Raw genomic sequence first — 15,449 nt, forward strand, 5'->3', positions numbered from 1 at the left:
GTGTATCGGGAAGACGGTGGATCGGGTGATTCACCGGGGTAGCCGCTGCCGTGGACTACGGCAGCGGCTTTTTTCTTTGTGCTTAGCACGTACGGCCGCTATTGTTTGAGCTTCATTCGCACAGCATTGCGGGTATCGTCCGCGGGTAATCGAAGGAGGAAATCAACTATGACAGATTCTTACGCAGACGAAGATCGGTATGTTCCGGTGCCGCATACCGCGGCCGACATGGCGCGCCTGCTTGCCGATCCGGCCATCAAGGCGGCATACGATGAGATGGCGGATGAATTCGCTGCGCTCCGCGCACGACTTGAACAGAATCAGCCTGGTCCGATTGGTTGTAACGGTTGTTCACGTTAAATTGAACGAGTGTGGCGCCGGAACCGCTTCGGCGGCGGCCGTTGGGCCCGGCCGTCGTCATGCTATGTGTTTGATAGCACCTACTCCTAACGCTGCCTCATGCGAGCGCCGAGGTGCTTCCGACCGCTACACATCTATTTCCGTTGATACGGCCACCCGTCAACTCGTGGCCGTTTCCGTTACAGCGTGCCGATCAGTACATCGGCGGGAATATGCAGCCCTTCGTGCAGCTTGCGGATCATGGTGAGGCTCAATGCTCGCCGACCGGCCAGCACCTCATATACGCGGTTACTGTTCCCGATATAGGGCTGCATGTCGGCGACCGTCAGGCTGGCCTGTTCCATTCGAAACTTGATTGCGTCGATCGGATTCGGCGCCACCATAGGGAAGTGCTCGGCCTCATAACGTTCGACGAGAATCGCCAGGATCTCCAGTTCGTCACCCTGCGGCGTGCCCGGCGCCGGATCCAGATCGACGAGCGCGGATACAGCCTTCAGGGCGGCTTCGTAATCGGCTTCGGTTCGAATCGGGTGAATGTTCATCTTGTTACTCCATTTCCACGGTTGCCGCATCGACCTTGTCATATTCCGCGTGCGTGCCAACAAACTTCACGTACACCACACCGATCTGGTGTTCTCTCAGCCCGGGTAGGCCGAGCTGGACGACACGGACCCGTCCCCGTGCCGTCAGCGCGTCGTGTTCGCTAATAGTGCGAATCGACGTCAGACAATTGCGTTACTGCCGGCCATCAGATCGAAACCGTGATCCCCGCCGGCCCGAATTCCCCCGCCGGCTTCACCACGATCTCCACATGCTGGCCGAACGACGCCAGCGTCAGCATCAGTTGATCCAGCGTCACGTTCCGGAGCCGCTCCCGCTGCTCGGGGGTGACTACCGGCCGCGCCATTTCGGTGAGCGCCGCAGCCTCTTCTTCGGTCAGGCCGCGCGACGCCATCAATGCGTTGAGTTTTAGTACGAGTACGGACTTGGCCGTCAGTTCACCGACGTCGTAGTAGTCGAAATCGTCCGGCACGTCGTCGGTGTAGGGATTCGAGGCATCGTGGTTCATTACGCTTCCTCCGTCGTTACCGAAAGTCGCTGCTGCTGTCGCATCGTCGCAGGATCGATATCGGGGAATCCTTCTTGCGCACCATGATCGCAATCCGCATCGTCGATCGGCGTGATCACCAGACGCTGGTGGGACACCTCGATTCGCAGGCGCTGCTCGGGATCAAAGCCTGCTGCCTCGATCCACCGGCCGGACAATTTCATCCACAGATGCATGACAGGCGGCGCCATGTCGGCGAGCCGGATGTGCGGAACGATACGGCGGGATTGAAGAGACGATCGAGGGGAGACAAAACGATCGCGGAAATACATCGGTGCGTTATGATTCGCGCCAGCCATGGTCAACTCCTTGCGTTGAGTTGGTTGTGGTCAGCGGCCCGCAGGTGCTGTTTCACCTGCGGGCCGCGCTCGTTTACGCAGCGGATTTCGATCGTCTCTCCATCACATGCTTGGCATGTCGAAATGACGTGAAAGTCTTCGCGAAAACGTGCAACCACTGTAGCCGAGAACATCCGGCGTCAGGGACCAGTCATGTACGAATTCATCGGCATTGGCCATTCGGCCAATGCGTCGAATGCTTGCTGCATAAAGGTTCCGGGGCATTCGCACTGGCCGGACGCATCATCGTTTCAATGTCGATATGTCAGAAATCGTTTCAATCGACGGTTTCGATCAGCCTGCCGCACGCCGCATGAGGATCTCGTTCGCGCTCTGCCGATAGCGCTCGAACTCCCGCGCGAACGCCGCGGCATCCCCCGCCAACGCCAGCGCTTCCATCGACGCACAGAGCCCCGAAATCTCCCGCTCGCCGATCATCGCAAACGCGCCGCGCATGCTATGAATCTCCGACCGCGCGACCTTCAGGTCGCCGTCCTGCAACGCCCGCGCGATGGTCGCGCTCGAGCGCCGCGTCGCATCGACGAGCACCGTGTGCAGGTCTTTCGGCAACGGGCCCGGCGCGCGCGGCGGTGCGGGCGGATACGTCGGGCGCCGCCACGTCCCCGCGTACTTCGCGATCGCCTGTTCGAGCGATTTCAGCGACGTCGGCTTCGTGACGATCTCGTCGATACCCGCTTCCCATGCCAGCCGCAACTCGTCCGGTTCGGCATGCGCGGTCACTGCCAGGATCGGCTGCACGCGGCCGCGTTCGCGCAGCACACGGGCGAACGCGTAGCCGTCGAGGCCCGGCATGTTCAGATCGGTGAGCACGACCGCGTAGTCGTGACGATCCACCAGGTCGAGCGCTTCCGCGACATTCGATGCGATATCGGCCTGATAGCCGAGTACGTCCAGCTGATCGTGGACGAGCGAACGGTTGACCGGATTGTCGTCGACGAACAGCACGCGTACGTTCGGCGCATCCTCGCCCGAAAGCGCCTGCGCGGCGCCCGGCTGGCGGTCGAGCGGCAGCGGTAACGTGACAACGAAGGTCGACCCGACGCCCGGCACGCTGTTCGCCTCGATGCGCCCGCCCATCGACTCCGCGAGCTTGTAGCTCAGCGCAAGGCCGATGCCCGTGCCGCCGAAGCGGCGCGCGATCGATTCGTCGGCCTGCGCGAACGGCTCGAACACGTGCGCCAACTGATCGGCCGTCATGCCGATGCCCGAATCGCTGACGCGGATCGTCACGGGCGTCGCGTCGCCGCCCGATGCCGACACCGACAACGCCACCGCCCCGCGATCGGTGAACTTGATCGCGTTGCTGACGAGGTTCACGACGATCTGCCGCACGCGCATCGGGTCGCCGAGATACGTATGCGTGACCGCCGGATCGACGTCGATCCTCAGCGCGATGCCCTTCGCGCCGGCCACCGGCTCGAACAGGTCAGCGACGTCGCGCATCAGCTCGTCGATCCGGAAGCCGGTCGCTTCGAGCGTCATCCGGTCGGCCTCGATCTTCGTCATGTCGAGCACGTTGTTCAGCATGTCGAGCAGCATCCGTGCGGCCGACGTGACCGCATGCAGCCGCGGCTTCTGACGGCTCGGGTCGGGCGCCTTGTCGAGCAGTTCGAGATTGCCGAGCATCGCGTTCAACGGCGTGCGGATCTCGTGGCTGATCGTTGCGAGGAACGTCGATTTCGCGCGGTTCGCGCTGTCGAGCGCGCGCTCCGCATCGGCCCGCGTCGTGATGTCGGAGAAACTGCACAGCAGCGCGTCCTTGCCCTTGTAGCGCACGCGTACGAAATTGACGAGCAGGTCGCGTGCGCGGCCGTCGTCGAGCGTCACCGGCAGTTCGACGTCGAGCTGGACCGGCGACGCATCCGCGTGCTCGCGGTAGCGCGCCAGCAGCCGCTCGTGCAGCGGCGGGTCGCCGGCCTCGCGCTCGTACAGCTCGAGCATCCGGTTGCGCAGCAGCACCTGGTGCGTGTCGGGCGCGACGAGGCCGATGCCGAACGGCGCGGTCGCGACGATCGTGCGGCTCATCCGCTCGCTTTCGAACACGCGGCGCGAGCGGCGGAACAGCGGCGCGAACACCCGCAGGTCGAACGCGATCACGAGCGTCCACAGCACGATCAGGATGGTCGCGGTCGTGCCGAATTCGCGCAGCATCGTCGACCAGATCGCATAGGCGATCGTGTGCCACGAATACGCATAGACGATCGCGTAACCGGTGTCCGAGATTCGGTCGGTGATCGTGAACACGCCGTGCCGGTAGCTTTCGTCGAAATTCACGAGGCCACGGCGCCACGTACCTTCGGCGAGCGCGTGTTTCATCAGCGCGGCGCCGTCTTCCGCGTCGCCGGTGCGATCGACGTGCAGCAGCACGCGGCCGTTCTCGTCGATCAGCATCGCGACCGCATCGTCGGGCGCGTGCTTCATCCGGTCGGCGATCACGTCGACGTCGAAGTCGCTGACGAACGTCATGAAATGCTTCTGCCCGTCGAACGCGGGTTCGACCAGGCGGAACACCGTCTTGCCGGTCAACGGATCGATCGCCGGCGCCTGCCACGCGATCCGGCGCGACAGGCGCCAGTAGCGCGCGATCGCCGGATCGGACCAGTCGGCCACGTCGAACGCGAGGTGCTGGATCAGCGCGTGCGTGTCCGGCACGCCGATGCGCGCGAGCACGTCGTGATACGGCATCGACGGCGGCGGCGTGATCGCGATCACGTTGCGGTCTGGACTGTACGCGTAGCCGCGCACCGCGCGCCCGGTCTGACGTTCCGCGGCCGCGACGGAAATCGTCTGGCGCTCCATCAGTTGCACGTAGCGATCCGTTTCGTTGTCGGCCAGCGCGGCGGGCGACGCGGCCAGGAAGATCTCGCTCACGCCGCGCATCGGCGCGAGCAACACGTGGCCGTCCTTGCGCAGCGCGTCGGACGCTTCCCACGCATGCGGCGGGTGACCGTTCCACAACAGCTCGGCGTTGATCACCGCGCGGCGCATCGACGCCTGCTTCGCGTCCATTTCGAGCTGCACGAGCGCCTTGTGCGTGATGAACAGGTCGCGCCGCTCCGCGATGTAGTCGCGCACCGAGCCGACCAGCAGGATGCCGGCGGTGATCAGGATCACGAGCGACAGCACGACCGCGCCGCCGTACAGCGTGAAACGCTGATACCGGTTCAGCAGGCTCAGATCGCGCGCGTCGTCGTCGATCGACGCGAACGGCGCGCTGGCGTCCGTGTGGGACGCGAAGAGATGGCGGATGGGCATGAGACGAAGACCGGTGAATCAATGCGCAAATCGGGAGACACGCACGGCGCGCGCGGCAAGAGCCGCGGCGAGGCCGGGACGCGGACGATATCCGCGAGCCATGCTGATGGCAGCGCAATGCGTTGCCGGCTCGGGGAACGGGAAAATTATCGGGATAGCGGACAGGCCTGTATGTAGGGCAGTCCGAAACACTCGCGCGCGATGGATAGGACCAGTCCTATTCATGCAATCGGTTGCGCGCTGCGTATATAAGGCCTGACGCGCGGATGTGTCAAACGGAATCGATCAAGCGAACGGTGCGTCGGGCGTGTTTTGCATGACCGATTGTCAAGCAACGTCATGTTAGGACTGGGCCTACAAAATAAGTCATCACACGTCCAGCCGTCTGATTATCGAAATGACAGGCGATCAATACATTGGCAACTGTGGACGAGGTACGTCCTTCCCACTTCTCTTCTACAGGGGCTATCAACGTGAACAAGTCATATCGGACCGTCTGGAACGCGACGACGGGCACATGGGCGGCGGCGCCCGAAACGGCGCGGATGCGCACCAAATCGAAAGCGAACTCGACGATGCGCTCGTCGGTGACGGCGGCTGTCGCGGTGATGGCCGGGGTGGGGGGCGGGACGATGGCGGCGGATGCGAATGCGCAAGCAGCATCGAACGGAAATGGATCACTGGTCTTGTGTTCACCGTCGGGGTCATCGAGACCTGGTACGGCTTTTGGTGGCGGCAATAGCTCCGGCACCGGGTTGACGGGCGGATGCGGGGCGAACCCCATATTCAACAACAGAAGCACTTCGTTCATGTTGTACAACAACGCCACCGCGAATGGCACATCGACGGGTGCGCGCGGGAGCGCCGCAACGGAGGCGGGGATTCAGGGGAGTCAAGACGGTCACCTCACTCTGCTTGGCGGGTCGGGGGTTCACATCATGGGCCCCGCCGATTTCAACAACAACGTCAACATGACGAACCACCGCATCACGGGACTGGCCGCGGGTACGGCCGGGACCGATGCGGTCAACCTCAATCAGTTGAATTCGGCGATTGCTTCCGCTGCGACGGCAAGCAACCCGTACGTGGCGATCAGCACTGGAACGTACGCTGCGGCGACGGCTGCGCGGGCAGGCGGCAGCGCGACTGCGATCGGTGCAAACGCCAACGCAACTGGCACATCCGCCGTGGCACTCGGTGGCAACACTGTGGCGAGCGCTCAGAACGCTACCGCCATCGGTACGTTGTCGCGAGCGACCGGGGCGGAAAGCGCTGCGGTCGGTACGAGCGCAAATGCTGCGGGTGCCAACGCGTCCGCCTTCGGGCAGGCCGCTGGCGCTCAGGCTGTCAATACGACCGCCATGGGTTCCCGTTCCGCTGCCACCGCGGATGGCGCGACTGCGCTTGGCTATTCGGCGAGCGCTGTCGGCGCGAATGCCATTGCAGTCGGCCGTCAGGCGAGCACCAGCGGCACGTATGGCACGGCGATCGGTTATCAAGCGAAGGGCGCGACCAACGCGGTCGGCGTGGGCGTGCTCGCGGATGCGAGCGGGAACGCGAGCGTCGCGCTGGGCAATCGCGCCACGTCGACGGGCGCCAATGGCATCGCGATCGGTAGCTCGGCAACGGCTGGCAACACGAATACCGTAGCGATCGGTGCGGTTGCGAGGGCGGCCGGTGAGGCCGGTACGGCAGTTGGCATCGGCGCAGCCGCGGCCGGCTATCACTCGGCGGCCTTCGGCGCTAACGCAAACGCGGGCCATAGTGAATCGGTGGCGATCGGTGTCAATTCGGCTACCGATAGAGCCAATAGTGTGTCGGTTGGCTCCGCGTCTCTGCAACGACAGATCACGAATCTGGCAGCGGGTACGGCGAACACGGACGCAGTGAACGTCGGGCAGTTGAATACGGCGATCGCGAACGCGGCCAATCCTTACGTCGCGGTACGCGGCACGACCGCCGCGAATGCGACGGGCGCGAGTTCGATCGCAATCGGCGATGGCGCAATCGCGCGCAACACGGCTACCGCCGCAGGGCAGACCAATATTGCGATCGGCGCTCGGGCCAATACGTCGGGCGGTTTCGGACAACTGGCGTTGGGCGAAGGCGCGTCGACTCAGAATTCGGCGTCGGGTGGCGCGATTGCCATCGGGCGCGGCGCAACCACCACGCAGCGCGGCGTCGCGCTGGGCGACGGCGCTTCGGTGACCGCCCAGTTCGGCGTCGCATTGGGCGACGGGTCGGTGGCCGACCAACAGAACACCGTTTCGGTGGGTAACGCCACGACGCAGCGGCGCATCGTGAACCTGGCCGCAGGCACGGGCGCGACCGACGCGGTCAACGTGAGCCAACTGACGGGCGTGACGAAGGCGCTCGGCGGCGGCGCGGCTGTCGGGGCGAACGGCAGCATCACGAGTCCGACCTACAACGTCGGCGGAACCGACTATCACAACGTCGGCGACGCGCTCGATGCGCTTGCGTCGAGTGGTATCGGCAATCCCAATGCGGTCATTTACGACGATGCGACCAAGAGCACCGTGACGCTGGGTGGCACGGCTGCGACGGCGCCCGTCGCGCTGAAGAACGTCGCGGACGCGAAGGACGATCACGATGCGCTGAACCTCGGCCAGTTGAAGAACGCGGGCCTGGTCGGTGACGACGGCGCGGGCAACCTGACGTCGATGGCGGTGACGTATGACGACGCGACGAAGGACACGGCCACGCTGGCCGGCGCCAGCGGCACGACGCTGTCGAACGTGAAGGCTGGTGTGGCCGACATGGACGCGGTGAACGTGTCGCAGCTGAAGGGTTCGGGCCTGATCGGTGATGACGGCAAGTCGATCGCCGCGGTCACGTACGACCGTAACGCGGACGGCACTCCGAACTACGGCACGGTGACGCTCGGCAACGGCGCAGGTCCGACGCAAGTCAAGAACGTCGCGGACGCGACGGATGATCACGACGCACTGAACCTCGGCCAGTTGAAGGACACGGGTCTGGTTGGCGACGACGGCGCAGGCAACCTCACGTCGCTCGCAGTGACGTACGACGGTGCAGCGAAGGACAGCGTGACGCTGGGCGGCGTGGGTGCGACCGCACCGGTCGCCATCCGCAACGTCGCGGCTGGCGTGCTTGCCGCGGACAGCAAGGACGCGGTGAACGGCTCGCAGTTGTTCGCAACGAACACGCGTGTCGGCGACCTCGAAGATTCGCTCGGGAAGGGCGGCGTCATCGACCCGGTGACGGGCGAATCGCTGGCGGTGGTGTACGACAGCAACACGAAGGACACGGTTACGCTGGCTGGCGCCAGCGGCACGACGCTGTCGAACGTGAAGGCGGGTGTCGCCGACATGGACGCGGTGAACGTTTCGCAACTGAAGGGAGCGGGACTGATCGGGGACGACGGCAAGTCGATTGCCGCGGTCACGTACGACCTTAACCCGGACGGCACGCCGAACTACGGTTCGGTGACGCTGGGCAACGGCGCAGGCCCGACGCAAGTCAAGAACGTCGCGGACGCGACGGATGATCACGATGCACTGAATCTCGGCCAGCTGAAGGACGCAGGTCTGGTGGGCGACGACGGCGCAGGCAACCTGACGTCGATGGCGGTGACGTACGACGGTTCGGCACGCGACAAGGTCACGCTGGCCGGTGCGGGTGGCACGACGCTGTCGAACGTGAAGGCCGGTGTGGCCGACATGGATGCGGTGAACGTCTCGCAATTGAAGGGTTCGGGACTGATCGGAGACGACGGTAAGTCGATCGCCGCGGTCACGTACGACCGTAACCCGGACGGCACGCCGAACTACGGTTCGGTGACGCTCGGTAATGGCGCAGGCCCGACGCAAGTCAAGAACGTCGCGGACGCGACGGACGACCACGACGCGCTGAACCTCGGCCAGCTGAAGGACACGGGTTTGGTCGGCGACGACGGTTCGGGCAACCTCACGTCGCTCGCAGTGACATATGACGGTGCAGCGAAGGACAGCGTGACGCTGGGCGGCGTGGGCGCGACCGCACCGGTGGCGCTGCACAACGTGGCGGACGGGGTTCTTTCGGCGACGAGCAAGGACGCGGTGAACGGTTCGCAACTGTTCGCAACGAACACGCGCGTGGGTGATCTCGAAGATTCGCTCGGGAAGGGCGGCGTCATCGACCCGGTCACCGGCGAATCGCTGGCCGTGGTGTACGACAGCAATGTAAAGGACACCGTGACGCTGGCCGGCACGAACGGCACGACGCTGTCGAACGTGAAGGCCGGCGTGGCCGACATGGACGCGGTGAACGTCTCGCAGCTGAAGGATTCGGGCCTGATCGATCCGTCGACGGGCAAGTCGATTGCCGCGGTCACGTACGACCGTAACCCGGACGGCACGCCGAACTACGGCACGGTGACGCTCGGCAACGGCGCAGGCCCGACGCAGATCAAGAACGTCGCGACGGGTGTCGACGACCTCGACGCGGTCAACGTCAAGCAATTGAACACGGGCCTGTCGGACCTCGAAGACCGGATGTCCGGCGGCAACCTGCGCTTCGTCAAGGTCAATGCCGACCCGCTCACGGGCACGCCTGCGGTCGCAAGCGGCGCGCTGGCCGTCGCGATCGGCTCCGACGCCCGTGCCACCAGCGCGAACTCGCTGGCGCTCGGCAGCGGCGCGCGCGTGACCGGCAACGGTTCGGTCGCGATCGGCTACAACTCGGTCGCGAACCAGAACAACGTCGTGTCGGTTGGCGACGTGGGCCGCGAACGCAAGATCGTCAACGTGGCGGACGGCGACGTCGCATTCCAGAGCACGGACGCCGTCAACGGCGGCCAGCTGTACGCGGCCCTGAACACCCTGTCGACCTCGGTGACGTCGAAGACGCAGCAGGCCATCGACACCTTCTCGTCGGAAATCGACAAGAAGACGAAGGCCGCGATCGACGAGGTGAGCGCGCGCTCGATGCAGCCGATGGACGTCAGCGACCCGCTGGTCGCGATCGAAGGCCTGCAGGGCAACAACGTCGCTTCGCTGAACGGCGCGGACCCGACCAAGGCCACGGCGGCCGCGATCGGCTCGTCGACGGCGGCAAGCGGCGCCAACGCGGTGTCGGTGGGCCTCCAGAGCGGCGCGGGTTCGAACAACTCGGTCGCGATCGGCAGCTTCGCGCAGACCGGCGCCGGCCAGGACTACTCGGTCGCCGTGGGTTCGAACGTCCAGACGAACGGCACGCAAGCCGTCGCGCTGGGGGCGAACGCGCAGGCGAACGGCGAATACGCGCTGGCAGTGGGTAACAACGGCGCGCAGGCGATCGGCGACGGCTCGATCGCGGTCGGTAACGCCGCGAACGTGCGGGCCGGTGCGACCAACGCGGTTGCTATCGGTACGGGTGCGAACGTCGCGCGCAGCGTCGAAGGCGCGATGGCGCTCGGCGCGAACGCAACCGCAGGCGCGGCCAACAGCATCGCGCTCGGCGCGAACGCGTTCTCGGATCGTGCGAACGCGCTGTCGGTCGGCCGTGCGGGCGCGGAACGCCAGATCGTCAACGTCGCGGCAGGCACGCAAACGACTGATGCGGTGAACGTCGGCCAGTTGAAGGGCGTGACGGATTCGCTCGGCGGCGGCTCGGCGGTGGGCGCGGACGGCAAGGTGACGAACCCGACGTACTCGCTGGCCGATCCGGCGGATGCGTCGAAGTCGGTCGCGTACGACAACGTGGGCGACGCGTTGTCGAACCTCGACGGCCGCACGGCGACGAACACGCAAAACATCACCGTGATCAACAAGCAGCTCGCCGATTCGGGTCTGGTCGATCCGGTGACGGGTCAGTCGATCGCCGCTGTGACGTACGACCGTAATACGGACGGCACGCCGAACATGGGTTCGGTGACGCTGGGCGGCGCGGGTGCGACGGCTCCGGTGGCGCTGAAGAACGTCGCCGACGGCACGGACCGTCACGACGCGATCAACCTCGGCCAGCTGCAGGACGCGGGCCTGGTGGCGCCGGTCGATCCGTCCAACCCGGGTGCGGGCCTGACGTCGCTGGCCGTCGCATACGACGGCGTGGCGAAGGACGTGGTCACGCTGGCTGGCGCGGGTGGCACGACGCTGTCGAACGTGAAGGCCGGTGTGGCCGACATGGACGCGGTGAACGTCTCGCAGCTGAAGGATTCGGGCCTGATCGATCCGTCGACGGGCAAGTCGATCGCGGCGGTGACGTACGACCGTAACCCGGACGGCACGCCGAACTACGGCTCGGTGACGCTCGGTAACGGCACGGGTCCGACGCAGTTGAAGAACGTCGCAGATGCGAAGGATGACGGCGATGCACTGAACCTCGGCCAGCTGAAGGATGCGGGCCTGGTCGGCGACGACGGCTCGGGCAACCTGACGTCGATGGCGGTGACGTACGACGGCACGGCGAAGGACAGCGTGACGCTGGGTGGCGCAGGCGCCGCCACGCCGGTCGCCCTGCACAACGTGGCCGACGGCGTGCTCGCCGCAGACAGCAAGGACGCGGTGAACGGCTCGCAGCTGTTCGCGACGAACCAGAACCTCGGCGACCTGAAGGATTCGCTGGAGAAGGGCGGCGTGATCGACCCGACGACAGGCGAATCGCTGGCGGTGGTGTACGACAGCGCGGCGAAGAACAGCGTGACGCTGGGCAACGCCGGCGTGCCGGTCGCGATCCACAACGTCGCAGCCGGTGCGGTGAACGCGACGAGCCACGACGCAGTCAACGGCTCGCAGCTGTTCACGGTGTCGCAGAGCGTCGCGGACAAGATCGGCGGCGGCGCGGGCGTCGGCGCGGATGGTTCGATCACCGACCCGACGTACTCGGTCGGCGGCCAGGATTACCACAACGTGGGCGACGCCCTCGGTGCGCTCGACAAGAACAGCGGCGGCAATCCGCTGGCCGTGGCGTACGACAGCGCGGCGAAGGACACCGTGACGCTGGGCGGCGCGGGCGCGACCACGCCGGTCGCACTGAAGAACGTCGCGGACGCGAAGGACGACGGCGACGCGCTGAACCTCGGCCAGTTGAAGAACGCCGGTCTGGTGGGCGACGACGGCGCGGGCAACCTGATGTCGATGGCCGTGACGTACGACGGCGCGGCACGCGACAAGGTGACGCTGGCCGGCGTGGACGGCACGACGCTGTCGAACGTGAAGGCCGGCGTGGCCGACATGGACGCGGTGAACGTCTCGCAACTGAAGGACGCGGGCCTGATCGATCCGTCGACGGGCAAGCCGATTGCGGCAGTGACGTACGACAGCGCGGCAAAGGACAGCGTGACGCTGGGCGGCGCGGGCGCAACCACGCCTGTGGCGCTGAAGAACGTCGCGGATGCTAAGGACGACGGCGATGCGCTGAACCTCGGCCAGTTGAAGAACGCCGGTCTGGTGGGCGACGACGGCGCGGGCAACCTGACGTCGATGGCCGTCACGTACGACGGTGCAGCGAAGGACACGGTCACGTTGGGCGGTACGGGCGCGACGGCTCCGGTCGCACTGAAGAACGTTGCCGACGGTACGGACCGTCACGATGCGATCAACGTCGGCCAGTTGCAGGACGCGGGCCTCGTTGCGCCGGTCGATCCGTCCAACCCGGGTGCGGGCCTGACGTCGCTGGCCGTCGCGTACGACGGCGTGGCGAAGGATGTCGTCACGCTGAAGGGTACGGATGGCACGACGCTGTCGAACGTGAAGGCCGGTGTGGCCGACATGGACGCGGTGAACGTTTCGCAGCTGAAGGATTCGGGCCTGATCGATCCGTCGACGGGCAAGTCGATTGCCGCGGTGACGTACGACCGTAACACGGACGGCACGCCGAACTACGGCTCGGTGACGCTCGGCAACGGCACGGGCCCGACGCAGCTGAAGAACGTCGCGGATGCGACGGACGACGGCGATGCGCTGAACCTCGGCCAGTTGAAGAACGCCGGCCTGGTGGGCGAAGACGGCTCGGGCAAGCTGACGTCGATGGCGGTGACGTACGACAGCGCGGCGAAGGATGCCGTGACGCTGGGCGGTGCGGGCGCCACGACGCCGGTCGCACTGAAGAACGTCGCCGACGGCACGGACCGCAACGACGCGATCAACCTCGGCCAGTTGCAGGACGCGGGCCTCGTTGCGCCGGTCGATCCGACGAATCCGGGCAAGGGGCTGACGTCGCTCGCCGTGGCATACGACAGCGCGACGCAGGACGTGGTCACGCTGAAGGGCACGGACGGCACGACGCTGACGAACGTGAAGGCGGGCGCGGTCACGGCCACCAGCACGGATGCGATCAACGGTGCGCAGCTGCACGGCACCGCGCAGAGCGTGGCTGATTCGCTGGGCGGCGGCTCGACGGTGGGCGCGGACGGCAAGGTGACGAACCCGACGTACTCGCTGGCCGATCCGGCGGATGCATCGAAGTCGGTCGCGTACAACAACGTGGGCGATGCGCTGTCGAACCTCGACGGCCGCACGGTGACGAACACGCAAAACATCACCGTGATCAACAAGCAGCTTGCCGATTCGGGTCTGGTCGATCCGGTCACGGGTCAGTCGATCGCTGCTGTGACGTACGACCGTAATACGGACGGCACGCCGAACATGGGTTCGGTGACGCTGGGCGGCGCGGGCGCGACGGCTCCGGTGGCACTGAAGAACGTCGCCGACGGTACGGACCGTCACGACGCGATCAACCTCGGCCAGCTGCAGGACGCAGGCCTGGTGGCGCCGGTCGATCCGACCAACCCGGGTGCGGGTCTGGCTTCGCTCGCGGTGACGTACGGCAAGCATGCCGACGGCTCGGCGAACTTCGACCAGGTCACGCTGGCCGGCGCGAACGGCACGACGATCACGAACGTGAAGGCGGGCGCGGTATCGGCCACCAGCACGGACGCGATCAACGGCGCGCAGCTGCACGGCGTGTCGCAGAGCGTCGCGAAGTCGCTCGGCGGCGGCGCGAGTGTCGACGCGGACGGCAACGTGACGAACCCGTCGTACAAGGTCAGCGACAAGACGTTCGACAACGTCGGCGATGCGATCGAGAACATCTCGAACAGCCTCGTCCACGGTTCGATCGGCCTGGTTCAGCAGGACGATACGACGCGCGACATCACGGTCGCGAAGGACACGGACGGCACGACCGTGAACTTCGCGGGCACGGCGGGCAACCGCGTGCTGACCGGCGTGGCGGCGGGCGCGGTGAGCGCGACGAGCGTCGATGCGATCAACGGTTCGCAACTGCACGGCACCGCGCAGAGCGTGGCGGACGTGATCGGCGGCGGGACGGCGGTCGATGCCGACGGCAAGCTCGCGGATACGGCGATCGACGTGAACGGTACGAAGTACAAGACGGTGGCCGAAGCAGTCCAGGCCGCGGCCGCGTACGGCGCGACCGATTCGCTCGCGGTGCGTTACGACCTGAACCGCGACGGCACGCCGAACTACGGTTCGGTGACGCTGGGCGGCACGGGCGCGGCGCCGGTGCGACTGACGAACGTGGCGGACGGTACGACTCAGTACGACGCGGTGAACTTCGGCCAGTTGAGCGAGCTGAGCGACCGTATCGGTGGCCTCGACGGCCGTGTCGGCGCCCTGGAGCAGAACCCGGGTACGGGTAATCCGGGCGATGGCGGTTCGGGTAGCCAGTACTTCGCGGGCACCGATGTCGGCGCCGGCAGCACGACGCCGGCCAACGCAGGCGCGGGTACGGGCAACACGGCCGCCGGTTCGGGCGCGACGATCGGCACGGGCGCGAACAACGCCACGGTGATCGGTTCGAACGCGGGCGCGTCGCAGAGCAACGGTGTCGCGATCGGTTCCGGCGCGAAGAGCGCGGCCGAAGGCGCCACGTCGATCGGCAGCGGCTCGAACGCATCGGGCAACCAGTCGGTCGCGATCGGCTCGGGCGCGAACGCGTCGGGTTCGAACTCGGTCGCGCTGGGTGCCGGTTCGACCGCGTACGGCGACGACACCGTGTCGGTCGGCTCGATCGACCGGACCCGCACGATCTCGAACGTGTCGGACGGCGTGAACGCGACCGACGTCGCGACGAAGGGTCAGCTCGACCGGGCCATGGGCGGCATGCAGGGCCAGGTCAACGACCTGTCGCGCAACGCGTACTCGGGTATCGCCGCGGCCACCGCGCTGACGATGATTCCGGGCGTCGATCCGGGCAAGACGATTTCGTTCGGTATCGGCGGCGCGACCTACAAGGGCTATCAGGCGGTGGCGTTCGGCGGCGAAGCCCGCATCACGCAGAACCTGAAGATGAAGGCCGGCGTGGGTATGTCGAGCGGCGGCAATACGGTCGGCGTGGGCGCTTCGTATCAGTGGTAACGCGCCGGGCGGGGCAGCAGCTTGCCCCGCCCGCCCCGACTTCCCTCA

The 15,449-nt window shown here is 66.1% G+C and carries 6 protein-coding genes and 2 pseudogenes; 3 read left to right on the top strand and 5 right to left on the bottom strand.

Annotated elements, in window-relative coordinates; all coding sequences use genetic code 11:
- Positions 1-168: 168 nt before the first annotated feature.
- A complete protein-coding gene (locus HWX07_RS14715) occupies positions 169-360 on the top strand; it encodes a hypothetical protein (protein WP_164728197.1) in 192 nt (63 codons plus the stop codon).
- 179 nt (positions 361-539) lie between these two features.
- Here HWX07_RS14715 and HWX07_RS14720 read toward each other — a convergent pair whose 3' ends face one another.
- From HWX07_RS14720 to HWX07_RS14740, 5 genes and pseudogenes are all read right to left on the bottom strand, one after another.
- Positions 540-902 (bottom strand): transcriptional regulator, encoded by a 363-nt coding sequence (locus tag HWX07_RS14720; protein WP_027806874.1) that lies wholly within the window; start codon positions 900-902, stop codon positions 540-542.
- A 4-nt stretch (positions 903-906) separates the two neighbouring features.
- Positions 907-990 (bottom strand): annotated as a pseudogene (locus HWX07_RS14725) (type II toxin-antitoxin system HigB family toxin); the annotation flags it as partial.
- A gap of 118 nt (positions 991-1,108) precedes the next feature.
- Positions 1,109-1,429: an XRE family transcriptional regulator gene (locus HWX07_RS14730; RefSeq protein ID WP_175876707.1), complete on the bottom strand. Its 321-nt coding sequence runs from the start codon at positions 1,427-1,429 to the stop codon at positions 1,109-1,111.
- Positions 1,429-1,767 carry a SymE family type I addiction module toxin gene (locus HWX07_RS36965; RefSeq protein WP_226133003.1) on the bottom strand — a complete coding sequence of 113 codons (339 nt, stop codon included), beginning with the start codon at positions 1,765-1,767 and terminating at the stop codon, positions 1,429-1,431. The genes HWX07_RS14730 and HWX07_RS36965 overlap by 1 nt, the downstream gene beginning before the upstream one ends.
- Before the next feature lie 333 nt (positions 1,768-2,100).
- Positions 2,101-5,082, bottom strand: a complete 2,982-nt coding sequence (locus tag HWX07_RS14740; RefSeq protein WP_175876708.1) for an ATP-binding protein — start codon at positions 5,080-5,082, stop codon at positions 2,101-2,103.
- 473 nt (positions 5,083-5,555) lie between these two features.
- On the opposite strand from HWX07_RS14740, the pseudogene HWX07_RS36970 reads away from it, so the two are divergent.
- Together HWX07_RS36970 and HWX07_RS14745 are read left to right on the top strand one after the other, a co-directional pair.
- Positions 5,556-6,293, top strand: a pseudogene (locus HWX07_RS36970) (ESPR domain-containing protein); the annotation flags it as partial.
- 150 nt (positions 6,294-6,443) lie between these two features.
- On the top strand, positions 6,444-15,401 hold the full coding sequence (locus HWX07_RS14745) for a YadA-like family protein (protein WP_244130007.1): 8,958 nt from the start codon (positions 6,444-6,446) through the stop codon (positions 15,399-15,401).
- Positions 15,402-15,449 lie beyond the last annotated feature (48 nt).

It is taken from the genome of Burkholderia sp. BCC0097, assembly GCF_902832985.1.
GTDB classification, from domain to species: domain Bacteria; phylum Pseudomonadota; class Gammaproteobacteria; order Burkholderiales; family Burkholderiaceae; genus Burkholderia; species Burkholderia orbicola.